Raw genomic sequence first — 22,241 nt, forward strand, 5'->3', positions numbered from 1 at the left:
TGTATTTTCGAAATCGCTGGTGTTTAAAAACTGTGTAATTAATTCAGACCACTATTACTCAATTTTATTTTTAAAATGAGATTGTACGGTTCATTGTGTCATTGAGAATTTGGGTTTTATGTTCAGTACAGAGATGTGCATAACGATCTGTGCTAATCAGGCTTTTATGTCCAAGTATTTCGGCAATTTCTTTTAACGTTCGTCCATCCCGTGCTAAAGTGGACGCAGTATCATGTCGCATGTCATGCCAACGAAAGTTTTTGATATTTGCCGCTTTCAAACAACTGGCCCATTGTTTTTTGTAGTCGATAGACTTGTTCGGGTCGGTGGTTGATGGAAATAACAATCGACTTCCAACCTCCCGATGCTTTTTCAACTCGTCTAGTGTAACGTCCCCGACAAATACTTATGAATGGTAGAATTGGTGGGTATGAGAACACCAAAGAAACTTGAGTTGAGCGAGCAAGACCGTACCCTGCTGAATCGGTGGGTGAAAAGTCGAGCCATAGGAGAGAAGCAGACGTTGCGGGCGCGAATCGTATTGATGACTGCCGACCGTCTGCCTTCGCAAACGATCATGGACACCTTGAAGATCAGTGGGCCGACGCTCAATTTGTGGCGTCGGCGCTTCGTGGACAGCGGTATTGACGGATTGAAAAAAGGCAAGACGCGGCCCTCGCGAGTGCCGCCGTTGTCGGTGGAGAAGGTGCAAGAAGTGTTGACGTTGACGATGACCGGCAAGCCGGCCCACGCAACACATTGGAGTTGCCGGACGCTGGCCGAGCAGGTCGGCATTTCACGCATGGCGGTGCATCGCATTTGGCGCGAGCACCAGCTGAAGCCGCATCGGGTCAAGGGCTTCAAGGTCTCGAACGACCCGCAGTTTGAAGCGAAGTTACGGGATGTGGTGGGGCTGTATCTGGAGCCGCCGGAGAAAGCCATCGTGTTTTCCGTGGATGAGAAAAGCCAGATCCAGGCACTGGATCGCACGCAGCCAGGTTTGCCGATGAAACCCGGCAAGAACGGAACGATGACGCATGACTACAAACGCCACGGCACCACAACCTTGTTCGCCGCCCTCAATGTTCATGAGGGCACGGTGATCGGCGAGTGCGTACCTAAGCACCGCAACGATGAGTTTCTGAAATTCTTGAAACTACTCGACCGCCGAACCGACAAGGAGTTGGCCGTCCATTTGATCGTCGACAACTATGCCACCCACAAACATCCCAACGTGAAAGCCTGGCTGGACAAGCATCCGCGCTTTCAGATGCACTTTACGCCGACGTCAGCGTCCTGGGTGAACTTGGTTGAACGATTCTTTCGTGACATCACCGAAGAACGTATCCGTCGCGGGGTATTTCGCAGTGTCGACGAACTAAAGCTGGCCATCATGCAGTACCTCGAACACCGCAATGCCCACCCAAAGCCGTACCAATGGACAGCTACTCCTGATGCCATCTTGGCGAAAGTCGACAAAGCTAAAGCAACGTTAGGGACGTTACACTAGTGTGACACTGGGAATAGGTGTATGTCGTGGTTTACCGTTCTTTGTGTCGGCTAGAAGGGCTAGGCCTTTGTCGAAATCAATATCGCACCAGCGCAATTTATCCAATTCGCCTTTACGCATCCCGGTGGTTAATGCCATCAACACTTTCAAATAAAATTTGCCACCAATAGCTTGGGCAGCGCGAATTAAACGTGGCTTTTCTTCGTCGGATAGATAGCGAACGACTTTGTTGCTTACCGTCTGAGAACGAACTTTTTTGCAGGGATTTTCATCAATGTACTGTTCTGAAACAGTATCATCCTCTTGTTGCCGGGTGGCAAAATCCATAATTGAGGATAAGACCGCAAGATAGCGGTTATAGGTGGCTGGGGCTTGTTCGCGCTTGGGTTTAAGTTTGAGGCGAATTTCGTCGGGTGTGATTTCAGGCAAAAGCGTTTTGCCGAATTGATCAGTCCACCATTTGACAAGACGCGCACGGTCGTGGTCTTTGCCCGTCCACCAAGCCATGTATTCGTCGGCTAGACGATCAAAAGGAATAGTACAGGGACGAACGCCCTTAGCTTCGTATTCTTGATATTCAAGAACAGAACGAGTACCCCAGATACGGGCATCTTGTTTGCGTCGAAAAGTTTTGGTTTTGATTCCCTTACCAGATTTGGTAAGAATAGTACGATAACGGGTTTCGCCGTTTTTGAGATCAACTTTGATGATGTGGAAATTTAGCATCTGTGTTTCCTCATGCTAGAGGGTTAAAACACAACTACCAGTAAAATCACTGTAGTCGGCTGTTTTAGTACACAGTTACTGAAGCTTAAAGTCCTTGTAAGCTTTTGTTTTTTCTATCAATTCAGTGGTGGGTCGTGTGCGATTCGAACGCACGACCATCGCATTAAAAGTTACTTGAAACGGCACCCAACGAAACTAAAAAGTAACTTAATCAGTTGCTTACAATATTAAAGGGCGGCTTTAAGCGACTATAACCGGCAGTGCTGTTGACGATTTGTTGACACTAGCTGAGTTTCTTGATGATGGTTTTTGCAAGATGCTCGTCGATTTCCGTGTGCCTGGGTACGGCTTGAGAATGTTGTGTGGTGCGGTTGGTGTACCAGTCGTGTTTACCGCCGTGCCTGGTTAATTGGCATCCCAGCTCTTCAAGCTTCCTGATTAAATCCCGTCGTTTCATCACGCGACCAATAGCTTTTCGGTATGTCGTATAAACGGCACGGTATCGCTTTCAATATCCGCCAACAGGTCTTTCAGATGCTCGATTAGATCGTCCTTGGTTTCGCCCTGGGTCATGTAATCTGGGTAGTCGTTTAGGTAGCCAAGATAGAAATGTTCGGTTTTCCACCAGGTGTATTCGATTTCTTTCATATTATTTATCTCTAATGTCCGGCGTTGATTACTCTGAATGCTGTCTCTGCTATTAGGAATACAGCACAAAGTATTAAGCTAATCAAAGCTGGTATCGCAATCTTTTCCAATGATTTTTCGAAAACATTGTTTATTTGTTGTATCAGTGTTTTTGCTTTGAATGCTTTACTGTTTTGGCTGGCAGGTAACGGTATGTTCTTTAGATTCATATTGTCTAGAACATCGTAGTTCTTGCCCGGCGGTTTGCTGTCGCTGTGCTCGTTCTTGAGTTTTCTTTCCCGTTCAGCGACTGCTTCGTGATACCAGTCTCTATCTAAAAGTCCCATATATCTCACCTACCTTCATTTGCGTTTTAGGCGTTCTCGGACGTGTTCTGTTCGTGCTGCTTTTCGTGCGATCGCTTATTCGTCCTTAGGCTGAACAACAGCCTTCCATCTGTTTACCACTTTGCTTGCTGTTATCCAGCCTAGCCTAGTTTTTCTCGGGTGTCCTCCAATTCTGGGCTTATTTGTCCAGCGCTCGGGATTGTTAGTCCTGTCGTTAGCCAATACGCGAATTCTGGATATATTCTTGCTAACGCTTCTACTTCTTCCGCTCTTGCTTTCGCTGTGGGGTTTGTCTTTCTCACATTATTCCAGCGGTTCCTATCTATACCTGTTTCTTCTTCCAGGTCTTTTGTTTTTGCGTCTTTGTGGTTTAGCAAAGTGCGCATTCTCTCAGTTATGTCCATTCGCAATTATTACTAGAAATAGTTGACAAATAATAATTGCTAGTTATAATTACTAGCAAGTTAAAAACGTACCCCAACAACCCATAATAGTAACCCAAAAACGGAAAAGCATATGGAACAAACCCCGCCCTTCCTGCAATCGCCTCCCATCCCGTTTATGGCGCAGACTAAATTCGCGGACATGACCGGATTTTCTCTAGGTGTGATTGAAGGATGGGTAGTTCGTGGATACGTGCCAAGCATGGTGGTTGGCAAACATCGCGTTATTAACCTGGTGGCATTGTTTCAACAATGCATCGACTTAGACCAATTGCCTAAATAGAGGTTGGAAAGATGAAAACGTCGCTTACAGACATTACCCGGTTATTGCAAACCTACGTTGAAAGTTATCAACGTACTTATTTGAATGTGGGCCAGCATTATTATGCCTATGCAAGCGCATCGGCCTATGCTCATTCAATCGCTCTGCTTTTTTCAGAATCTAAGGCTGTTCGTGCTCTAGTTGATGAAGCCGTGAAGAAAATCGATAACATTTGGCTTAACGGCGTTTCTGATGACTATTCACGGCTTCAGCATGCGCCTGATTTGGAATTGCCTGAATCTGCTCCTATCTCGCTTGTTCAGGTCGATTGGACCGAAGAACAGCAAACAGAACTAACCCATGATCCCGCGCCCGTGTCCTTTGATACGTCATTGCATCAAGCCGATTGCCTTTGTGTCCAATGCTGTAACCAAACGTCCCTTTGGACTGATTCTGTTGCCACTGTGCACATCCAGGGTAACGACTTCGAAGAGGTTTTGACCGAATCCGACTTCGAGCCAGATACCAAACCAATCCAAAAGTCACCCGCTGTACTGTTCGTTCCTCACCTGTGGAGCATGTGGCGCCGCCCTAAAAAGTCTCGTGTTTCCCGGTTGCCTCAAGAATATGACTACACCGGCTGTTTTCGATATTCCGCCAATCGCGGTAGTGGCAAAAGGCGGGTGGCCTAATGGACCCAACAGCCATTATGGATTGCGTCGAAGCCATCAACGCCTTTAATGAAATGGTCGGCAGTCTCCTATTTATTGTTTTCGTTTTCGGCATCTTTCTCGGCTGGTTTATGCCCTGGAATCCTTGGGCGTGGTTCTTCAATGAAAATCGTTACCCGAAAGGGCCTTAAAAAATGTCTACTGAATCAGAAAATCCGTTAGATACATTGCCGCCAATTCAACCTGGAGCAACGGCCAAAACTCAGACTCGGCAATTTCAGCTTAGATTGCCTACAGAGCTTTATTTGAGGCTCGAACTTGAGGCCGCCAGACGTGCCACTACCAGCTATAAACTAGGCGCGGCGGTATTGGCTATGTTCTTAAACGGCAAACTCGTACCGAAAAAAGATCCTATTGAAGCGCCTGCTGATAGTGACCTTGTTGGGGTGAACCATGGAAGTTAGTGTTTGGGTGGGGGCCTCTCGCCGTCGCTTCGGTCGCGGCGCTTTTTCGCAAGCTGGGCGGGCCTGTCAAGGGGTAAAGCTTGCGTACCTTGACAGGCCCGCCCAGCTTGCGAACTTTGCCGCATCTGACCGAAGCATGGCGGGAGGCCTCCGCCAAAACACGGGTGGGGGCCTTGAGCCTGAGCAGAGGGAGCGACTTCAATCGAAGGCCGCGCAAGGGATTGCAGCGGAAATTGACATTAGGTAACAGCTACGGACCGTTAGCAAAAAATCTATGAAGCGTAGCGCAATAGCATTTTTGGCTTACGGACCGTTCTTGTTACCTAAAGTCAATTGGAGCGGAAAGCCCGGCCCAACGGGTGCGCCCATATTGACCAACATACAGCCCGGTAACATCCCGACCGGATAACTGAGCCAAGGGAACAAACAGCCACAAAAACTAACAGGAAATCAAACCATGAAAACAATCGTAGTCGCTAACGTAAGAATGGTACAAAAATACGACTCAGAATCGACCAAGGGTTGCAACGTATTTTGTGAAGACGAAAACGACGGCCTAAATCAAAACCTTATTGGACCCATACAGCTCGTAATTGGCGGGGCGCTGGATCACTTCGAAACCTTCAAAGCCTACGAAAAGGAAGGCTACCTGCCCGGTCAATTCGAGCTATCCGTTGATGTTACCCGCGGCTCAGGCGGCAAAGCCAAGCTTACCCTACTCAGCGTCAAAGACCCGAGCTTATCCCGTATGAAAAAGGTAACTGAAACACGGCCGGACAACACAGCCGGCAAGGCATAGCCATGCAAACCAACCAAACTAACCGAAACATAGCCCGCCGCGCGCGGCGCTATGCCACACGAAACAAAATGCCAAAAGCCCGGTTCACCAAGTTCGACGTGAACAACAAAGGCCATTGGCTACGGAATTTAGGCCAGGTGGCTTAAATGGCTAGCGTCGTACCTGTCTGCAACGGTGACTTAACTGTCGATCTCACTGGCGTTCTTCGCTGCTCTGTTGATTGGCAGACCATAGCCACCCCGGCCTTTTTTGACTTCAGTCAAATAGACCCGGCTGTAATGGGGCAGGCGGTCGGCGCTGGTTTTTTCATCGGTGGCATGGCTCTAGCTTCTGCTTGGGGCATGCGCCAAATCTATAACGTGATAATGGGGAAATAACCATGAAAAACTTGAAACATTGGGTAGTGGCATTTTTTGCCATGTTTTTGATGCTGGTGGGCGTTGACGCCTTCGCAACGAGTGATTACGACACCTTGACCGCTGCTGTTGACTTCACTGCCTTGAAAACGGCCTTCGGCGTGGTCTTCGCGGCGTTCATCGCGGTTGGTATCTTCATCAAAGGCGGCGGCAAAATTGCCGGCAAACTGGGTTTTAAATAATCCGTCGTGGCCGATCAGTCTAGGCTGGTCGGCCTCCTAACAAACGGTGCTGTTAATGGAACATTACTATTATCTCGCCATGTTTTGTCTAGGCCTCTATTTGGCCGTCTATGTATTTCGGTGATTTATGCCGCGTCCTCTTCTTGCCTTCTATACCGTCTGTTTGATACTAGCTTTCCTTGTTAGTGCTCTTACTGGTCAAGCGCAAGCCGCTGCTTTCGTCACTGTAACGCCGAATTCCGCTAGTTCTGTCGGGTTCCTTGATCTCAAAGCGTGGGACAAGGCGCTTAATCCTAGTGCGTGGCAAGTGGCGTCCTCGGGCGGGTCTGCGGTGGTTACTGCCCCTCGCCCCGCAAGTTTGCAGACTTTGCTAAATAAAGTCGTTCCATTGCCGGCGAATTGGTCTGCTGCTATTCCTCGCCAGACCTTAGCTGCCAGTGCTGCAAATATTGCGAAAAAGGCAGGCGGCTACGGACTCGCCGCGTATGCCATTTATTCGGTCGTTTCGCCGCTCATTGGTTTAAATCCCGATGGCACAGTTACTGAAACCGGCACGCCAACTACAACATATTCCGATACCAGCGGCGTCGGTGTGTGCTGGATCAACGGCGGCACTAATTTTGGCACGATAGGCGTCGCGGCCTGTCTTGCTGCCATCAAAGCGGCTAATCCTTGGGTTTCGTCGTGGTGCAGCTACGACGCCACTAGAATGGCCACAAAATCCGCTACCGGTGGTTGTTCTATTGCCAATGGTTACATGAATAAATCTGTAGTCCAGTGTACTGCTCCTGCTGTTCCTGATTACTCAACAGGCCAATGCGCAACTACCACCACCCCGACCACCATCACCACTCCTACTGAATCTCAGCTCGCCTCTAAAATACAGGCCAGTTCTGCTACAGAATCTCAATTAGCAGATGCCGTTATTCGCGATTCTATTGCAAAAAACATAGATTTCGGTTCATCCGGTTTTATGACACCTACAACGCCGGTTACCGTTAGTGCATCACCGGTGTCCGGTCCTGAGGAAACCATTAGTACTGCTCAGGTTCCTAACGCTGATGGCACTACTAGTACCGTTACAAAAAAATCTATTACAACTGCAACGCCGACCGTCACTGGAACAACCGTAGGTGATACCAATATCAGTTGGGCAACATCTACAACTGAAATAACCACTACGACCAATAACACCACTAACGTAACCACCACCACGACCGTCATTAATAACGATGGCACGTCAACGACCCAAAAACAAAACGATTACGGTACTTTTACCGGTTCTGATCCTGGCGACGGTTTTGCAGACGGCAAAGCTATAATTGCCTCTTATTTATGTGGCGGTAATTGCTCTTCGTCGATTAATTGCGCCATGGGTGTTTGTTCCCCAGGCGAAAGATTTACCACTCTTAAAAATAGGGCTGTACCTAGTATTACTAGCGCGGGCACGTGTCCTGCGTTTGTTATGGATTTGAGTTCTATGGGGCTTGGTGTTATCAATGAGTCTGGTCACTGTGATTTACTCGAAAGTAACCGTTCTAACGTCGCCACCATAGTCAATTTGCTGATTATGATTACAGTCTCGTTTATCGTCCTAAAGGCTTGACAATGGGCGCGATTCTCACCAGCTTTTTTAGCTACTTAGTAAAGTGGATTGTCTACCCGGCAAAATACATAGCTGGCATATTTGCCGGTTCTTTTGATGCCTTGGGTTATTACGCTAATTTGATTTTAGCTAAATTGCTTAATCCTCTTTTTGACTTGGTTTCTGCGGCTCTTGATGCTGCTGGTATCCCCGCCATGGCGACGGCTTTTAATTCTGCTTTTCAAGGTCCGTTGGGTTATTTCGCTGGTTATCTGTTATTGCCTCAAGGTATCGCAGCAATAATTACCGCGTATTTCATCCGCTTTGCTATACGGCGCTTGCCGTTCTTGGGTTAGGTTATGGCTGGTATAGTCGGCCTGGCTGGTCAACCGAGATCGGGCAAAAGTTACACCTCAATTGAGCTGTTTGTACTGCCCGCATTAAAAGAGGGGCGTTTGATCGTTACAAATCTGCCGCTCAAAATGCCGGAAATCTTGCAAGATTATCCTGCGGCAAGGGTGCAATTTATAGAAAGTCTCGAAAAGCAAGACTGGTCTGATATAGGCCATGGCTGCTTATTGATACTTGATGAAATTTGGCGATTGTGGCCACAAGGCAAGCAGATGAAGGCCATTCCCGAAAGCCAGCTTGCTTTGCTTAAAGAGCATGGTCATAGATCGGATGAAAACGGCCGTTCCATGGATGTGGTCTTGATTTCACAAGACATGGGCGATATTGCGGCGCCTATTCGCAAGTTGATCGAAACCAGCATTATCACCGTCAAGCATTTGGACCTTGGCAAGGAAAATGCGGCGATTCGTTATTATTGCCGCAAGGCCGCGACCTTGGCCGATGATAACAGGCCGCCCAAAAGCCAAATTATCAAAAGCGAAAATATCGTTTATCGGCCTGAAGTCTACCGGTATTACAAAACCCATATGCATGCTGTTAGTGATGCATCGCCCGATGAAACTAGGATGGTCAAAAGCTCCTGGTTTCATTCCTTCCAGTTTCGCGCCGGTCTTGCCTTGTTTGTCTTCTGTGTCGGTTATTTTATTTATGGTCTTAATCAAACGATTGACTACGTGAAACAAGAGCCAGCAAAGCCAGGTAAGCCTACCCGTGTTGTGCAATCCGTTACCGACAACGTTAATCCAACGGTAGCTGAAGCGGTTGAGCTGCCAAAAAAAGCCACGTATTCCGGCAAGTGGCGTATCGGTGGTTTTATCTATAACTACGGTAAAACGGGACAAAGGCCCGTTTACATCTTGGTCAGTCAAAGCAAGGCACAGCGCAAAATATTCGCTGAGGATTGTCGCCATGATGGTTTGGAAGTCTTTTGCGACGTTGATGGCGAGGTTGTTACGTGGTTTTCCGGTCGCGAATCGGTTGGTTATCTGGCGGGCGGTAATTCTGCTCAAGGTAACGCCGAGCAGCCAAAGCCTGTTGAGCAATCCGATGGGCGGTCGTAGTCGCGAAAGCCAAAAGGAACTCGTCCATAGTGATTACTGGGCGTGGGTTTCGGAACTCAGCAACGAACGCTTAGAGCGTTATGGCCAATATACCCAAATCGAAATGGATCAGGTCTATCGACAAGGCCGGCAATACAACAGGTCTCCAGACGCCTTGAACCACGAGCTAACGAAAGAATACCGGGCCAGGTTCGGCACCGATCCGGAATGGAAATCAAAAGGCAAAGACCTTCGGCACGGGGAGGACTTCTTAAAATCTCAAAAGCCTAAAGTGTAGCCTGTTAATAGCTGTACAAAATGAGTCCCGCGCATGTCCCGACACCAGCTCACCTTTCCAAACGTACCTTATTTCGGCAATTTGCCGATCCTCCAAAACTCGATAGATCAATATCACCCGACCGTATTTAGCCGGTTTGCGTCTTGGCCTCACGGTCCTTTTCATTGCTTCGTAGACGACTGGCGACTTGAGGCCATTTGGCGCAATCCGATTAAACACGTGGATCGAGCGGCCTTGGCAGGCGTTTGCACGGCTCCTGATTTTTCTGTGTTTTTTGATTACCCGTATCACCTGGCGATGTACCAAATCTGGCGTTCTCGGCTGGTAGCGGCGTTTTGGGCTGCTCATGGTGTGTACGTGGTGCCGGTGCTGCAATGGACCCACGCCGAAGACGAACGCTTGCACGACTACTTCCAGGGCCTCCAATGGTGCGACGTGGTGGCCGTTAGGTGCCCCACAAAGGGTTCGGAGATTGAGGATGATTGGCAACGATGTGCAGAGGCATTTCTTGCTGTTCATCGCCCTGAACTGGTGTTGCATTTTGGTTGTGCTCGCGGGTCTGAAGTTTGGCCGAATTGCGAGGTTGTAGCGTTGAATCCCGGTCAGCGCGTGCAAAAAAACGCGGTTGCAGGGCGTGCAGATGTCCCTGTAGCACATCTTAATAAAACCCTTAAATAAAGGTTTAAAAACGACAATAACGGCCTGTTGGGTCACATTGATAAAAGGAAAACCGATGGCAACTAGAGCTTTTGGAAAAGATAACGTGCGTAACTCTGCGAACATGTTTTTTGATGAAGAATTAGCATCGCAAAAGGGTGAATTGTTTGTGATTAATGACGGCGTGTGGAATTCTGACACTGTTACGGTTCTGCATAACGGCGTCGATACTGTCAAACAGCTCTATTCCGGCCTGGTTATTAAACCGATGTTTGATCAGGTTCAAACGGCTTATGACGCCATGCTCGAGGAAGTTGAAATAGACGGCATACTCTGGCGGCTGGGGTCCGGTCGTCGCGGTGGTTATCGATACTCGCTTAACAGTCGCGAAAAAGGCCTAGTGATCCTCTTAGGGTCGTTTTACTGCATGCCCGAATATAATGGCCATCATCTTAAGATTGAGACTTCGCCGTCGTTTACGCTTAATCGGACTGTGGATGAAATACAGAGCGAAATAGACCGAATTGCCAAGCTTTTCATTACTCAATTGCTTCACACCGGTTGTGCTGTGCATTTCTGTGCTGACGTTCAGGGCTGGGAATGTCCTGATGACTTAGATTATCGTATGACTGCTAGGGCAAAGCGCGTCATGCGTCATTCTGGCTTGTCCACCTTCGAATACGCCGGCTCTGAAGTCGCCATGTGCTACGGTCGCGGTCAATCGTTCTTGTTCGGTACGGCTTCGTCCTTGCAATTTGCCGTCTATAACAAGTCCAAGGCCGTCAAAGACAAAGGCGAGGAGCACTTGTGGCCGAAAATCTGGGAAACCAAGCAAACCGCCATGTTTGATAGTGCTTATGATCCTGAAAAAACGGTTTGGCGAATCGAAGCTAGGGCGCATCATTCGGTAGTCGAACAATTCGCTCGGGGCATTGGTCAAGAACTGCGTGCTTTCAAGGCTGTTGCCCAACACTTAACCGGCCTGTGGAAATACAGCTTGAATAATTTCCGGCTCGATGCCGACAAAAACTACATTGATCCGTTCTGGCAATACATGCGAGACGACTTGATTTTTTATCATGATGCAAAGGCCATTGAATATAAACGGGTTTATAAAACCGCTGATATTACGCCTACCGTCTCGGATAGGGCTGTAATGGTCTGTTTCGGCCAACTCTGTTCGCTTTACGCCAAAAATCAATTCAGCTTGTCAAAGGCTAGCAGCTGCCTAGTTAATTCCGGCCTGTGGGCTAACTTATGCTCAATATATGTTTCCCGTGGCCTTGAGGTCGATGACATCTATTGCGATCTTGAAAACAAGCTGAATAAATTTCCGTTTTATCGGTCAGCAGCCTAAATATCGTTACGTGTAACGGTAATGATTAAGAAAGACGAAAAGACCGGTAAATGGCTGGTCGATATACAGCCAGGCGGCCGTGGTCATAAGCGCATTCGTAAAACGTTCGATACTAAGGTAGCGGCCAAGCGCTATGAGGTCGTTATTCAGTCTCGCATGGCGATCGATCCGGGTTACACGTTGCCTAAAAAGGATTTTCGTAAACTCTCGGACTTCGTTAGCCTCTGGTATCAATCAACCGGGCAATTCCTCAATTCCGGCAAAGATTCTTACCAACGTATGATTCAAGCGTCGGCTAGGATGGGCGATCCGGTTATGTCGGTATTTAAACCGGTGGTATTCATTGAATATCGTTCCGGTCGAATTTCTGAGGGCGTAAAGCCGTCCACGCTCAATAGAGAATTGCAGACATTTAAAGCGGTCTTTAACGACTTGATACGGTCTGGCCAGTACGACGGAAAAAATCATTTTGCCGGTGTTAAGCAAATAAGGGCGTCTGAGCCAAAAACGGCGTTTCTCTCTACCGACGAGATTAAAAAGCTCTTTTCATACCTCGAAAAAAGCGAATCTGATGCCTATCTGGTCGCGTTAGTGTGCCTGGCTACTGGTGCTAGATGGGGAGAGGCACAGAGCCTGGTGCTGTCCGATCTTTCTAATAACATGGTTCACTATCACGTAACCAAGTCTAAAAAGTCTCGCTCTGTACCTTTGTCACACGATTTATATAACCGCCTATATGAGCGCTTAAAGCTCGGCCGGCTGACTGATAGCTATTCGACATTTACACGCCGGCTTTATGAATCTGGTATTAATCTGCCTGACGGCCAAAGGACTCACGTTTTACGGCATACCTTCGCTAGTCATTACATGATGAACGGTGGAAATATTCTTGCGCTACAAAAGATTCTAGGCCATTCCACTTTGAACATGACTATGAAGTATGCCCACCTCGCTCCTGATTATCTTAAGGAAATTTTGCAAATCAATCCGGCGTTGACACTTTGTTGACAGTGGAAAATAACAGGCATAAAAAAAAGGACTGACGTTTACACGTAAGCCCTTGAATTTGATGGTGGGTCGTGTGCGATTCGAACGCACGACCATCGCATTAAAAGTGCGGTGCTCTACCGGCTGAGCTAACGACCCCCTGAATGAGCCGCCCATTATACTCAGAAATATTAGTTTTGCAACGATTACTTGTAATAAATACAAAATAATATCTTCACTTCCTAAATAGTGCTGGTCGCCTACTCTTTTACCGGCCGTTTTTCCAGCTTTCTTTGCAAGGTTCTTCTGTGCATATTCAATGCTCTGGCGGCGGCTGAGATGTTACCGTCGTGCTGCATCAGCACCTTTTGCAAGTGCTCCCACTCCAAGCGCTTTACCGATAGCGGATTGTCACTGATGGCTACCGAGGCATCGCCTTCGTTCTTGTACAAAGCACTGACAATCTCATCAGCGTTGGCCGGCTTGGTCAGATAATGAATCGCGCCCAATTTGATAGCCTCCACAGCGGTGGCGATACTGGCGAAACCGGTCAGCATGACGATTTGGGTATTGTCATCTAAAGAAATCAATTTCTTGACCATTTCCAAACCGGAGTCAAAACCGATCCGCAAGTCGATTACCGCGTATTCAGGCTCGGTTTGTTCCGCCAGTTTCATTGCCGTATCGACATCATTGGCGACAGTCACTTGAAAATTACGCTTTTCCAGTGCCGGCTTCAACACCGAACAAAAGGTGACGTCATCATCGACAAGCAATAAATTGGGTTTATCCATAGGTAATTGATTCATGCATACTCTCCTTAGCTAAAAGCGGCAAACTGATTTCAACGCAAGCACCGCCCGACTCTAAATTACTGAACTGTATTTTACCGCCGAGTCGCTTGATAGTGGTATAAGTCAAAAACAAGCCAACTCCCATGCCTTGCTTATTGCTCTTGACCGGTTGGTGCCCGGCAAACTCGATAAATTCAGCCGGCAAGCCTGGACCGAAATCCCGGATTTTCAAGTTTAGCGTTGCTTCATCCCATTCCACATGAAACTCGATGCCCGCATCGACCGGCGATGCCTCGGCAGCGTTATTTAGGATATTAATGATGGAGTGAGTCACAGTACGTTCCGCAATCACGCGCGCTTCCATATCCACATTCGGCGAAATAAATAGCTTGAGCCTGGTGGCGGCTTTATGCGTGCGCCACTGGCCTAATACTTCATCGATATATTCGCTCACCAGCATCACCTTGCCGGATTCCGCCCGCATCTCGCCGGCGGAGGCCGACATCACCGACAAGGCTTGTTTGCAGCGATCAATCTGCTGTTGAACAATTACCAGTTTCTGATGCAGATCCGGATAGCGATGCGCCGACAGCTCTTCCGCCATCTCATGCGTCAAAATGGCGATCGTGCCCAGCGGCGTACCCATATCATGCGCGGCGCTGGCTGCCAAGGTGCCTAGGGACACCACGCGCTCGTCGCGTAGCGCACTCTCGCGGGCATCCGCTAAATTACGCTCCCGCTCTTTCAAGGTCTTGGACAGTTCGACCACAAAAAAAGCGACTAAGCCGGCGCTAAACACAAAACCAAACCACATACCGAATACATGCAGATTGAAATAACGCCTGTCGTTCATCAAATGCATTTGCAGGCTCATTTCCGGCGTCATCTCCGTCATCGCCGGATGGGCCATGTGCGGCTCGACAGCCGGCAAGGGTACGTTGTAGGCAATCAATACCGTATACACGCAGGAGGTAATGATCACCATATTCCAGGCATAAGCCTGCGGCAGCATGATGGCAGTTACAATCAAAGGCAGCAGAAACACCCAAATGATCGGGTTTGACGCGCCGCCGGTCAGATAAAGCAGATAGGCCAACGCCAACACGTCCATGCATATTTGCGAAAAAATCTCGTGCTCGGTAACTTCTTCCGGCGTCCTCAGCCGTAGCCAGGTGTAAAGATTAAGTATGGAAATCGCAAAAATCGCCAGCCACAGCTGGTTTTGCGGCAAATTAATACCCAGGCCGTTCACTGCAATAAACACCGCCACCGTAACGGCAAACAGCATCAAATTTCTAAGAATGTATAACCACCGCAGGTTTTCGCGAATGGATATTTCGGCTTTGGGCAGAATGTGTGAAAGCATAGAAACAACACTAAATTGAAGAACGCATCGCCGCTAGATACTACCGCCGCTTGCTTAAGAAGGTGGAAAGCCGACCAAACCTGGATGGCGGCCACCTAAGTATTCAATCGATTTTTGATAGCAACCTTCACTCCAACCGCTACATGCCATGGCAAATAAGGAATTAGGCTAGCCACTTAAAAGATCGAACAACAATCTACGAGCTAATCTTTTAGGAACAAGCGTCACGATCTGACGAATCATGTCCCGAAAAATAGTGCGGCATATCACGCACCAGCCAAACGCCAGCCGCCGTTTTTATCCACCCATCTCATGCTCAGCCAGTACCAAAACGTCATGGGCAGCATCATCGCAAACCATTCCCAATCGTCGATCAAAAATAATTTGGCAACCCAGCCGTTGCCATCGAAATAGAGCGGCCAAGGCACACAGTAAAGAGTAAAAACAATACTACTCCAGATCAACAGTAACGCGCCTTTGCGGGTTTCTATACTCGACAGGGCCAGGAACACCCACAACGGGGTTTTATCGGTTTTTTGCATACATCTCTCCACTGAAAAATCTCGTGCCAACCCAATTAGTGGCGCAACAACCTAACAATAAACGACTAGAAAAGAAAGAAATTCCTGAGCAAATCCACCAAAACAAACCTCACCACCAAACCCGGATCATTTACCAAAAATTGAACTGTGTTATATAAAGCACGCGCCTGTGCTATTTCGCTGAATTTCGCCCACCACTTACTCAAGCCAACCCAGGCAAAATACGCCGTAATATAATGAAATATATATATATTATTGAGTTGGCCCATTATTCGCTTCGACTAGTGTACTTGCTTCGTGGTTTGCTTTCCGAAAAGCGGTTAGTAGGTCTCTATCCCTGCCATGTCTGCCGCTGGCGGAATGAGCAAATCTCTGAAAGCAAGCTTTGCCACACCCGTCGTGAGGCGGGGCCGGAAAATCACGGTTCTTAAAAAACGATTTAAAGAAGGCCGGATTGCCCCCATGCGCGCCATGGGCGAGGGCAAAGTTTGGCTCGCTGCTGTTGGTCAAGTTTTGTCAGTTTCGCTGTTACCTTTAATTCCAATAACAAAGAGGACGATCATGATCTTTCATAAAACGGCTATAGCAGCTATTTTGACAACTGGCCTGGCGGCTGTTTCCAGTCAAGCATTCGCGCACTCTTACTACAACCTGACCGGCGCGGGCACAGTAGCCTCCGGTAACTCCGCCATCGGCTTCGGCATCGCCAACAGCATCAACGGTACAGACGGTGTATCTGCAAACTCCAACGGCACCAATAGAGTCGCCAACGGTACCAACGTTTATACAGTCGGCGACTTAAACGCGAACACCTTAATTCCGGGCACAGGTACCGCGGCTGAGACAGCCACAGAAGTAGCAGGCAACCTGCCCTATATGTGGTATTCAGGTCAGCATACAACAGCTACAGGTTTCACCAAACGCGAATTACATACCGGCTCCAGCGCTACAGACAACGATGGCGCACTGACAGCAAACCTTATTAGCTCAAACCCTAGCTTCGGCACCAACACTATCGGTAGCTTGTGGAAAGCTTACTCGGACAAAAACGGCGGCACCAACGCCGCCACCTGGGGCACCATCATGGCCGACCTACCGGCTGATGGCGACCATCCTTACTTAGCGGTAGCAGGCAATTCGGCATCAACCGGCCTGGGACTGGACTACGGCTTGATTCATATTAGCTGCGGCGCAAACACAGCAAGCGCTAACTGCGCCAGCGCGGGCAATATCAAAACCACCATTACCGTGAAAAACGACGCCGATTACAGCCAATTTAACGGCTTATTGGACGTGGCCCTGTATCGCAATGTGGACAGCAGTTCCACATCTGACCGTAACGCGGCTGCCACAATCGGCGAAACGGGCCTGCAAGGCTCAAGCTTGGGCGAAGCTATCTGGACAGCCAGCATGAGCAGCACTTCCGACACCTTGTTCTACTCGTTTGTGTTCGACCAAGCCGAGTGGAATGCCACAGGCACACCCGGGTTGCACACCAATGGCTTTTATACCTTGGTTGTAGGCGCGCACGGTGGCGGCGCGCTCGATGGCGTAACCTACGACGTACTGGTTACCACTTCGGCAGTGCCTGTTCCAGGCGCAGTCTGGCTGTTCGGCAGCGCGATGGCCGGCTTGATCGGTTTCGGCCGCCGCAAACAAGCACTAGCGGCTTAATTACCCAGCGGGATTGCCGCCAAACAACGGTAATCTCCTCACCAAGCACTGTTTAACAACAGGCTTACACTCATATATTTGATTCGATAGAGATCCAAAATGACTGCAAACTTAACCTTTAAGAAACTAGCATTAGCCGGCGCCATGGGCGCGTTAATGTCGATCAGCGGCATGGCTAGCGCTCACGTAACCTACAATTTAGCTTCCGGAGATCCCTTACCGGACGGTTCTGCCGCAGGCCCATGGTCTGCCGGCGATCCAGGCTATATTGGCAATTTGCCCGCCACCTGGGTAGCGATGATCCACAATGACGGCGGCGTTGCCAACTCGCAAACCGCCAGCGGCCACGGCATAGGCATGGGCGCCAAAGCTTATAAAGACGGCGCGACAAACTGGGGGCATACCGCCGATTACGGTTTGTTTGAACTGCATGCCGACGCAGAAGTGACTATCACCGTATCGTCGGACGGCTCCAATCTGCGCCCGGCTTTTGGTTTGTGGAGCGGCTGGGATACCGCGGGTAGCAGCAGTCGTCATCAAGAATACCTGAACAACGGTGCTCTAAATCCCATGGCTGCCAGCCCACTTGGCACAACGCTGGGTTTGGTTGACGCAAACGCCTGGGCCTTCGCAGCCACTCAAGGCACCACCGCCACCGCGACGCTGACCCGTTTCCTGACTGCCGGTACTTACACACTGATTTTGGGTGGTTACGACGGCACGGTAGGCGGCGCCAATCTGGCCTATACCGCTACCATCTCCGCCGCCGCATCACCGGTACCCGTGCCGGGTGCAGTTTGGCTGTTCGGTAGCGCGATGGCCGGCTTAGTCGGTTTCGGCAAACGCAAAACCACAGAAAACGTCTGAGACGTATCTATGTCACTTAAAGCTGATTTTTAACCCGGCGCCCTTAATTACCAGTGTGATCAAGGGCCAGGTTAATCAGCAAGAAATTGGATCGGTGTCGGTCAAGGATGACCGGGGGCACGGAAGCTCCACTTCTACATCCGCTAGAATCTAGCCTGCTTGATCAAAAAGCTTGAACAACCCTGCCCATTCGCTTCATTCGTAACCGAACGCATCGATATACGGCGCCAAGATCGGCAACACGGGTTCGTAAAAACTTTCATAATGCTGCCAACGCGCCACCGAGCGCGAATAAATCGGCTGAGCGACAGCGGCAAAACTCGGCGTGGCAATGTAACGGCCCTTAGCCTTCTCGTGAAACGCGCTAACTTCGGCCACCCACTCCAAATCCAATAACTCAAACACCCGGCGAAAACTGTTTTCGAAATCGTTAACCGTGTCCTCGTAACGCAATTCCATATAACGCGGCTGCATCATCGGCTTCATGTACAGCCACAGATCCATCACAGCGGCATATTGCTTGGCGACACCTTCCCAGCTCAGTAGATTGACTGTCACGCTAGACGGCTTAAACGCCTGTTGAAAGCAACTCAGACACACATCGCGCGGATCGCGCAGTGCAAAGATAATCCTGGCCTCCGGAAATAGGCAGCTAATCAAGCCTATATCGATACTATTCAGTGCCACTTTATCGATAAAGCATTTATTCAACGCATCCGCGCCATATTCTTCGCTAACCCGCCGCCAATAGTACGCACGTAACTTTCGGACATCGTCCAAACCCAGCTGGCGGAGGGCGGCCGGGATGTCTTCTCGAACACCGCTCAACCTTTGCAGCTCTTGGATCAAACCATGAATCAAATCATTTTCATCGGAGGTAAACACCTCGGGGTGCGCCGCCAGTACTTGCTCGGTCAACGTCGTGCCGGAGCGCAAAAAGCCCAGCAGAAAGGTCGGGGCCGGCAAGTGATCGGCAAAGTCGCTTAGCGCCCATTGATGCAGTAACGCCTGATCGAAACCCTGCTTGTTACGTTGAATCGCACGAAACACTTGTCCGGCGTCAAGCGAGCTGATTTCAGGTAATTGTTTATACAAAGCCTTAGCTTGCTGGCAAGCCGCAAACGATGCTTCATATTCTTCGAGCTTATCCAGCACTCCGACCAACTCCTGCCAGGCGCGTGCAGTCTGCTGTATGTTGCGATTGGCGGCTATCACAGCCTGAAAGCGCTGTTTGGCTGCCGGCAAACGGTTTAAATGCGCTTCCAGCACCGCCAGCATATTATTGCAGGCCGGATCATCGGGACGTAACTCGCAAACCTTGCTGGCAAACGGCAAGGCGTCTTCGAATCGATTAACCCGCGTCAAATACAACGCGCGATTATTCAGCGCGGCAGGGTTCTCAGGTTCCAGTTTGACCGCCAACTCCGTCAGTTTCAGCGCCGTATCCAAATCCCCCCAGTGATGCAATTGCTCGGCCAACTCCAAAATAAAACGGATATTGCGGGTTTGCTGAGCGTCAATTTCCAGTTGCTGAGCGGCCTGCTGTAGATAGGCCAAGCCTTCCCGGCGCTGCTGCTGCCAACACAAGGCCTGCCCCAATCCAGCCAGCGCTTCCGCGTGATTGGGCTGGATCGCCAAGACTTGCCGAAACCCATGCAACGTACCCGCCATATCGCGCCGGGCCACGGCTTGCCAGGCTTGCTTAAGCGCATCATTGACACTGGGTTTAACCGGGCTCGCCGCCGCTTCGGCTTGCTTTAAACAGCAGGCTTTGTATTTTTTACCGCTGCCGCATGGGCACAGATCGTTACGGCCAAATTTAGCGTTGACGGCTGATGTATTTTTCATATCGTTCCCTGACGAAGTTTAGTATTGATTATTGGGGCAATTATAAATCCGCCAGCACTGCTAGTGCTTCTTGAATATTGCTAACCGCATGGATTTGCAAGTTTTTCACCGCGTCCTTGGGCTTATTGCTTTTCGGGATGATGGCCCGTTTAAAACCGTGCTTGGCCGCCTCGTTGAGCCTAGCGTGACCGTTGGCGACCGGGCGAATCTCACCGTTTAAACCCACCTCGCCGAAGAACACCGTGTCGTAAGGAATAATCCGGTCGCGCAGGCTGGAGACCACACCGACCATAATTGCCAGGTCGGTACTGGTTTCGGACACCTTGATACCGCCGACCACATTGGCGTAAATCTCGTCATTGCCGGTAAAAATCCCGCCGTGGCGCGACAACACCGCCAGCAACATGGCTAGCCGGTTTTGATCCAAACCCACCGCCAACCGGCGCGGATTGCCGTACTGACTTTCGGTGACCAGGGCCTGAATCTCCACCAGCAAGGGCCGGGTGCCTTCCCACAGCACAGTCACCACGCTACCCGGCGAGGGCTTTTCCGCTCTCGATAAAAACATCGCCGACGGGTTTTTCACTTCCTTCAAGCCACTGCTTTCCATCGCGAAAAAACCCAGTTCGCCGACGCTGCCGAAGCGATTCTTGTCGGCGCGCAACACTCTAAAGCGCGAATCGTCGGTGGACGACAACACCACTTGCGCATCGACGATATGGCTCAAGGTCATGGGCCCGGCCAACGATTGATCCTTGGTCACATGGCCGACCATGAAAAACGACACGCCGGTACGTTTGGCATATTGGGTCAGATAGCTGGCGGATTCGCGCACCTGCGACACCGAACCCGGCGCCGAATCGGAATCGGCGGTGTACATCACCTGAATCGAATCGATGATCACCACTTTGGGCTGTTCCTCGTCCAAGACTTGGCAAATCTGTTGCACCGAGGTTTCCGCTAGCATCTTGATGCCAGCCGTATTCAATTGCAGACGGTGCGCGCGCTCAGCAATCTGTTGCAGCGATTCCTCGCCGGACACGTACAACACCGGCAATTGCTGGGCGATATGGGCGATGGCTTGCAACAGAATGGTACTCTTGCCCGCGCCCGGCGCGCCGCCAATCAACACCACGCTACCGGAGACAATGCCGCCGCCCAGTACCCGGTCGAACTCGGCCAGACCGCTGGAAATCCGTTCGGCTTGGGCCAGGTTGACTTCGGACAACAAACGCACTTCGCTGCGACTGCCGGCATAACCGGAGTTATCGCGCGCGGTTTTACCGCTACTCAGCTTCACTTCCTTGATGCTGTTCCACGCCCCGCACTGATTGCACTGCCCGGACCAGCCAGGAAAATCGGCACCGCATTCGGTGCAGACGTAGGCAGATTTTGATTTTTTAGCCATTTCTTTATCCGAATGATTGGTGTTATGTACTTGTTAACACATCAAATCCACATTCTGGACATTGAATAGTACTAATTAAATAAGGTGCTTCTATTAAAGATTTCGAAAATAAGTACCTGCAAGCTTCGCAAACAAACCATCTAGGATCGTAATGATTGATTCCACCGAGAGAGTTAGTGGATTTTTTGTCCCGAACAACGAATATTGTTTTATTAGGCTTTTGACTTGAAGTCGACTGAAGACTTATTATTCTGTTGGCGATTTTTTTATTTTCTTCGTCAATTTTTGCCTTTAGTTTTTCTTCTAGATCTTTCTTTGCTTGTACAGCTTTTGGATTAGATAGCCACTTTTTTTTCTCTGAGTTTTTTATTACATATTCTGTCAGTTCATTTTCAGTAACGTTGTCACGAACATCCGACAGATCTATTTCTATTGCAGGTAAAGCTAGGCTTCTAATTTTCTGCTTTTTTTGAGAACTTGAAAAATTAGTAACAGCTATTTCAATCAAAAACGGTTGTTGACCTTCAGTGTATCCGATTATGTCGGGCCGAATTTCGCCTAAACGCTGCTCCAAAACAACGCGACTGAACATTAAATTAGTTTCTTCAAAAACCTGAACTTCTTCAGAATGGTTAACCCCATCATCATCCTCCATAGACATGGATATTTTAAGCTCAGGCAATACTATAAAATTATGTTTTTCAATAATTTGTTTTGCCATCAAATGAATTAATGTCTCAAAAGAAAACTCACATTCAATTTCATGTTCATTGGGATCGTGTGAAAAGTAATGGTCCCTTTTTGATCCTTTATTTGCTTGTAGTTTTCTAAAACAAAATGGACATACACAATTACAGGAAAGCCCAGACTTAACGCCAGAAACGTCTACGAGGATGTCCTTGTGCAAACCGAATGGTATTTTATTACTGGATTTTTTCATTTTATTGCAGATTCAACTGG

General features: G+C 49.1%; 28 protein-coding genes, 1 tRNA gene and 1 riboswitch. Of the genes, 17 read left to right on the forward strand and 12 right to left on the reverse strand.

All coding sequences use genetic code 11. From position 1 onward, the window contains the following. Window positions 1-70 precede the first annotated feature (70 nt). On the reverse strand, window positions 71-376 hold the full coding sequence (locus ACMXD4_RS17880) for a tyrosine-type recombinase/integrase (protein WP_415878972.1): 306 nt from the start codon (window positions 374-376) through the stop codon (window positions 71-73). 54 nt (window positions 377-430) lie between these two features. Between ACMXD4_RS17880 and ACMXD4_RS17885 the strand changes: the two genes are divergently transcribed. Then, window positions 431-1,510: an IS630 family transposase gene (locus ACMXD4_RS17885; RefSeq protein WP_415878126.1), complete on the forward strand. Its 1,080-nt coding sequence runs from the start codon at window positions 431-433 to the stop codon at window positions 1,508-1,510. Here ACMXD4_RS17885 and ACMXD4_RS17890 read toward each other — a convergent pair. The 4 genes from ACMXD4_RS17890 to ACMXD4_RS17905 all read right to left on the reverse strand — a co-directional run bounded on the left by ACMXD4_RS17890 (window position 1,502) and on the right by ACMXD4_RS17905 (window position 3,210). Beyond that, a complete protein-coding gene (locus tag ACMXD4_RS17890; RefSeq protein WP_415878973.1) occupies window positions 1,502-2,236 on the reverse strand; it encodes a tyrosine-type recombinase/integrase in 735 nt (244 codons plus the stop codon). The genes ACMXD4_RS17885 and ACMXD4_RS17890 overlap by 9 nt on opposite strands. A gap of 283 nt (window positions 2,237-2,519) precedes the next feature. Beyond that, entirely contained in the window at window positions 2,520-2,693 is a 174-nt protein-coding gene (locus ACMXD4_RS17895; RefSeq protein WP_415878974.1) for a type II toxin-antitoxin system HicA family toxin, read from the reverse strand. Next, entirely contained in the window at window positions 2,693-2,884 is a 192-nt protein-coding gene (locus ACMXD4_RS17900; RefSeq protein ID WP_064020642.1) for a hypothetical protein, read from the reverse strand. The genes ACMXD4_RS17895 and ACMXD4_RS17900 overlap by 1 nt, the downstream gene beginning before the upstream one ends. Window positions 2,885-2,895: 11 nt before the next feature. Further along, window positions 2,896-3,210, reverse strand: a complete 315-nt coding sequence (locus tag ACMXD4_RS17905) for a hypothetical protein (protein WP_415878975.1) — start codon at window positions 3,208-3,210, stop codon at window positions 2,896-2,898. A 516-nt stretch (window positions 3,211-3,726) separates the two neighbouring features. Here ACMXD4_RS17905 and ACMXD4_RS17910 point away from each other — a divergent pair. From ACMXD4_RS17910 to ACMXD4_RS17975, 14 genes are all read left to right on the forward strand, one after another. Further along, window positions 3,727-3,936 (forward strand): hypothetical protein, encoded by a 210-nt coding sequence (locus tag ACMXD4_RS17910; protein ID WP_415878976.1) that lies wholly within the window; start codon window positions 3,727-3,729, stop codon window positions 3,934-3,936. Between the two features lie 11 nt (window positions 3,937-3,947). Continuing rightward, window positions 3,948-4,607, forward strand: coding sequence for a hypothetical protein (locus ACMXD4_RS17915; protein WP_415878977.1), 660 nt, complete (start codon window positions 3,948-3,950; stop codon window positions 4,605-4,607). Window positions 4,608-4,624: 17 nt separating this feature from the next. Then, a complete protein-coding gene (locus ACMXD4_RS17920) occupies window positions 4,625-4,777 on the forward strand; it encodes a hypothetical protein (protein ID WP_415878978.1) in 153 nt (50 codons plus the stop codon). A 3-nt stretch (window positions 4,778-4,780) separates the two neighbouring features. Then, complete coding sequence (locus ACMXD4_RS17925) at window positions 4,781-5,050, forward strand: hypothetical protein (RefSeq protein ID WP_415878979.1); 270 nt, start codon at window positions 4,781-4,783, stop codon at window positions 5,048-5,050. Between the two features lie 457 nt (window positions 5,051-5,507). Then, on the forward strand, window positions 5,508-5,849 hold the full coding sequence (locus ACMXD4_RS17930; RefSeq protein WP_415878980.1) for a hypothetical protein: 342 nt from the start codon (window positions 5,508-5,510) through the stop codon (window positions 5,847-5,849). Window positions 5,850-5,995: 146 nt separating this feature from the next. Continuing rightward, window positions 5,996-6,226, forward strand: coding sequence for a hypothetical protein (locus tag ACMXD4_RS17935; RefSeq protein WP_415878981.1), 231 nt, complete (start codon window positions 5,996-5,998; stop codon window positions 6,224-6,226). Between the two features lie 2 nt (window positions 6,227-6,228). Beyond that, window positions 6,229-6,447: a hypothetical protein gene (locus tag ACMXD4_RS17940; RefSeq protein WP_415878982.1), complete on the forward strand. Its 219-nt coding sequence runs from the start codon at window positions 6,229-6,231 to the stop codon at window positions 6,445-6,447. 127 nt (window positions 6,448-6,574) lie between these two features. Beyond that, window positions 6,575-8,053, forward strand: a complete 1,479-nt coding sequence (locus tag ACMXD4_RS17945) for a hypothetical protein (RefSeq protein ID WP_415878983.1) — start codon at window positions 6,575-6,577, stop codon at window positions 8,051-8,053. A 2-nt stretch (window positions 8,054-8,055) separates the two neighbouring features. Beyond that, the gene (locus ACMXD4_RS17950; RefSeq protein WP_415878984.1) at window positions 8,056-8,388 is read left to right on the forward strand and encodes a hypothetical protein; all 333 of its coding nucleotides are present in this window, start codon (window positions 8,056-8,058) and stop codon (window positions 8,386-8,388) included. Between the two features lie 3 nt (window positions 8,389-8,391). Then, complete coding sequence (locus ACMXD4_RS17955; protein WP_415878985.1) at window positions 8,392-9,504, forward strand: zonular occludens toxin domain-containing protein; 1,113 nt, start codon at window positions 8,392-8,394, stop codon at window positions 9,502-9,504. Further along, window positions 9,491-9,781 (forward strand): hypothetical protein, encoded by a 291-nt coding sequence (locus ACMXD4_RS17960; RefSeq protein ID WP_415878986.1) that lies wholly within the window; start codon window positions 9,491-9,493, stop codon window positions 9,779-9,781. Before ACMXD4_RS17955 ends, ACMXD4_RS17960 begins: the two co-directional genes overlap by 14 nt. 33 nt (window positions 9,782-9,814) lie before the next feature. Further along, window positions 9,815-10,459 (forward strand): DUF4417 domain-containing protein, encoded by a 645-nt coding sequence (locus tag ACMXD4_RS17965; RefSeq protein WP_415878987.1) that lies wholly within the window; start codon window positions 9,815-9,817, stop codon window positions 10,457-10,459. A gap of 55 nt (window positions 10,460-10,514) precedes the next feature. Beyond that, the gene (locus ACMXD4_RS17970; protein ID WP_415878988.1) at window positions 10,515-11,795 is read left to right on the forward strand and encodes a hypothetical protein; all 1,281 of its coding nucleotides are present in this window, start codon (window positions 10,515-10,517) and stop codon (window positions 11,793-11,795) included. A 21-nt stretch (window positions 11,796-11,816) separates the two neighbouring features. Next, entirely contained in the window at window positions 11,817-12,803 is a 987-nt protein-coding gene (locus ACMXD4_RS17975) for a tyrosine-type recombinase/integrase (protein WP_415878989.1), read from the forward strand. Window positions 12,804-12,865: 62 nt separating this feature from the next. Here ACMXD4_RS17975 and ACMXD4_RS17980 read toward each other — a convergent pair. The 4 genes from ACMXD4_RS17980 to ACMXD4_RS17995 all read right to left on the reverse strand — a co-directional run bounded on the left by ACMXD4_RS17980 (window position 12,866) and on the right by ACMXD4_RS17995 (window position 15,484). Then, window positions 12,866-12,941 (reverse strand) — tRNA-Lys (locus tag ACMXD4_RS17980). Window positions 12,942-13,042: 101 nt separating this feature from the next. Continuing rightward, complete coding sequence (locus ACMXD4_RS17985; protein ID WP_026603562.1) at window positions 13,043-13,591, reverse strand: response regulator transcription factor; 549 nt, start codon at window positions 13,589-13,591, stop codon at window positions 13,043-13,045. Continuing rightward, the gene (locus ACMXD4_RS17990; protein WP_415878990.1) at window positions 13,569-14,942 is read right to left on the reverse strand and encodes an ATP-binding protein; all 1,374 of its coding nucleotides are present in this window, start codon (window positions 14,940-14,942) and stop codon (window positions 13,569-13,571) included. Before ACMXD4_RS17990 ends, ACMXD4_RS17985 begins: the two co-directional genes overlap by 23 nt. A 266-nt stretch (window positions 14,943-15,208) precedes the next feature. Beyond that, the gene (locus tag ACMXD4_RS17995) at window positions 15,209-15,484 is read right to left on the reverse strand and encodes a hypothetical protein (RefSeq protein ID WP_020483075.1); all 276 of its coding nucleotides are present in this window, start codon (window positions 15,482-15,484) and stop codon (window positions 15,209-15,211) included. A gap of 377 nt (window positions 15,485-15,861) precedes the next feature. Continuing rightward, a riboswitch (cyclic di-GMP riboswitch) is annotated at window positions 15,862-15,946 on the forward strand. A 99-nt stretch (window positions 15,947-16,045) separates the two neighbouring features. Here ACMXD4_RS17995 and ACMXD4_RS18000 point away from each other — a divergent pair. Both ACMXD4_RS18000 and ACMXD4_RS18005 read left to right on the forward strand, forming a co-directional pair. After that, entirely contained in the window at window positions 16,046-17,158 is a 1,113-nt protein-coding gene (locus ACMXD4_RS18000; protein ID WP_253734365.1) for a hypothetical protein, read from the forward strand. Between the two features lie 99 nt (window positions 17,159-17,257). After that, window positions 17,258-18,025 carry a hypothetical protein gene (locus ACMXD4_RS18005; protein WP_171694391.1) on the forward strand — a complete coding sequence of 256 codons (768 nt, stop codon included), beginning with the start codon at window positions 17,258-17,260 and terminating at the stop codon, window positions 18,023-18,025. A gap of 195 nt (window positions 18,026-18,220) precedes the next feature. Here ACMXD4_RS18005 and ACMXD4_RS18010 read toward each other — a convergent pair whose 3' ends face one another. The 3 genes from ACMXD4_RS18010 to ACMXD4_RS18020 are packed head-to-tail and all read right to left on the reverse strand — an operon-like array spanning window position 18,221 to window position 22,221. Next, window positions 18,221-19,873 carry a sulfotransferase gene (locus ACMXD4_RS18010; protein WP_415878991.1) on the reverse strand — a complete coding sequence of 551 codons (1,653 nt, stop codon included), beginning with the start codon at window positions 19,871-19,873 and terminating at the stop codon, window positions 18,221-18,223. Window positions 19,874-19,913: 40 nt separating this feature from the next. After that, window positions 19,914-21,281 carry a DNA repair protein RadA gene (gene radA, locus ACMXD4_RS18015; RefSeq protein ID WP_415878992.1) on the reverse strand — a complete coding sequence of 456 codons (1,368 nt, stop codon included), beginning with the start codon at window positions 21,279-21,281 and terminating at the stop codon, window positions 19,914-19,916. A gap of 22 nt (window positions 21,282-21,303) precedes the next feature. Further along, a complete protein-coding gene (locus ACMXD4_RS18020; RefSeq protein WP_415878993.1) occupies window positions 21,304-22,221 on the reverse strand; it encodes a hypothetical protein in 918 nt (305 codons plus the stop codon). Between the last annotated feature and the right edge of the window lie 20 nt (window positions 22,222-22,241).

Origin of the sequence: Methylomonas sp. TEB (assembly GCF_047777895.1) — a bacterium.
GTDB lineage: Bacteria > Pseudomonadota > Gammaproteobacteria > Methylococcales > Methylomonadaceae > Methylomonas.

Coding starts and splice junctions, on each gene's coding strand:
- ACMXD4_RS17885 (WP_415878126.1), top strand. CDS start 431: ATGAGAACACCAAAGAAACTTGAGTTGAGCGAGCAAGACCGTACCCTG.
- ACMXD4_RS17890 (WP_415878973.1), bottom strand. CDS start 2,236: ATGCTAAATTTCCACATCATCAAAGTTGATCTCAAAAACGGCGAAACC.
- ACMXD4_RS17895 (WP_415878974.1), bottom strand. CDS start 2,693: ATGAAACGACGGGATTTAATCAGGAAGCTTGAAGAGCTGGGATGCCAA.
- ACMXD4_RS17900 (WP_064020642.1), bottom strand. CDS start 2,884: ATGAAAGAAATCGAATACACCTGGTGGAAAACCGAACATTTCTATCTT.
- ACMXD4_RS17905 (WP_415878975.1), bottom strand. CDS start 3,210: ATGGGACTTTTAGATAGAGACTGGTATCACGAAGCAGTCGCTGAACGG.
- ACMXD4_RS17910 (WP_415878976.1), top strand. CDS start 3,727: ATGGAACAAACCCCGCCCTTCCTGCAATCGCCTCCCATCCCGTTTATG.
- ACMXD4_RS17915 (WP_415878977.1), top strand. CDS start 3,948: ATGAAAACGTCGCTTACAGACATTACCCGGTTATTGCAAACCTACGTT.
- ACMXD4_RS17920 (WP_415878978.1), top strand. CDS start 4,625: ATGGATTGCGTCGAAGCCATCAACGCCTTTAATGAAATGGTCGGCAGT.
- ACMXD4_RS17925 (WP_415878979.1), top strand. CDS start 4,781: ATGTCTACTGAATCAGAAAATCCGTTAGATACATTGCCGCCAATTCAA.
- ACMXD4_RS17930 (WP_415878980.1), top strand. CDS start 5,508: ATGAAAACAATCGTAGTCGCTAACGTAAGAATGGTACAAAAATACGAC.
- ACMXD4_RS17935 (WP_415878981.1), top strand. CDS start 5,996: ATGGCTAGCGTCGTACCTGTCTGCAACGGTGACTTAACTGTCGATCTC.
- ACMXD4_RS17940 (WP_415878982.1), top strand. CDS start 6,229: ATGAAAAACTTGAAACATTGGGTAGTGGCATTTTTTGCCATGTTTTTG.
- ACMXD4_RS17945 (WP_415878983.1), top strand. CDS start 6,575: ATGCCGCGTCCTCTTCTTGCCTTCTATACCGTCTGTTTGATACTAGCT.
- ACMXD4_RS17950 (WP_415878984.1), top strand. CDS start 8,056: ATGGGCGCGATTCTCACCAGCTTTTTTAGCTACTTAGTAAAGTGGATT.
- ACMXD4_RS17955 (WP_415878985.1), top strand. CDS start 8,392: ATGGCTGGTATAGTCGGCCTGGCTGGTCAACCGAGATCGGGCAAAAGT.
- ACMXD4_RS17960 (WP_415878986.1), top strand. CDS start 9,491: ATGGGCGGTCGTAGTCGCGAAAGCCAAAAGGAACTCGTCCATAGTGAT.
- ACMXD4_RS17965 (WP_415878987.1), top strand. CDS start 9,815: ATGTCCCGACACCAGCTCACCTTTCCAAACGTACCTTATTTCGGCAAT.
- ACMXD4_RS17970 (WP_415878988.1), top strand. CDS start 10,515: ATGGCAACTAGAGCTTTTGGAAAAGATAACGTGCGTAACTCTGCGAAC.
- ACMXD4_RS17975 (WP_415878989.1), top strand. CDS start 11,817: ATGATTAAGAAAGACGAAAAGACCGGTAAATGGCTGGTCGATATACAG.
- ACMXD4_RS17985 (WP_026603562.1), bottom strand. CDS start 13,591: ATGAATCAATTACCTATGGATAAACCCAATTTATTGCTTGTCGATGAT.
- ACMXD4_RS17990 (WP_415878990.1), bottom strand. CDS start 14,942: ATGCTTTCACACATTCTGCCCAAAGCCGAAATATCCATTCGCGAAAAC.
- ACMXD4_RS17995 (WP_020483075.1), bottom strand. CDS start 15,484: ATGCAAAAAACCGATAAAACCCCGTTGTGGGTGTTCCTGGCCCTGTCG.
- ACMXD4_RS18000 (WP_253734365.1), top strand. CDS start 16,046: ATGATCTTTCATAAAACGGCTATAGCAGCTATTTTGACAACTGGCCTG.
- ACMXD4_RS18005 (WP_171694391.1), top strand. CDS start 17,258: ATGACTGCAAACTTAACCTTTAAGAAACTAGCATTAGCCGGCGCCATG.
- ACMXD4_RS18010 (WP_415878991.1), bottom strand. CDS start 19,873: ATGAAAAATACATCAGCCGTCAACGCTAAATTTGGCCGTAACGATCTG.
- radA (WP_415878992.1), bottom strand. CDS start 21,281: ATGGCTAAAAAATCAAAATCTGCCTACGTCTGCACCGAATGCGGTGCC.
- ACMXD4_RS18020 (WP_415878993.1), bottom strand. CDS start 22,221: ATGAAAAAATCCAGTAATAAAATACCATTCGGTTTGCACAAGGACATC.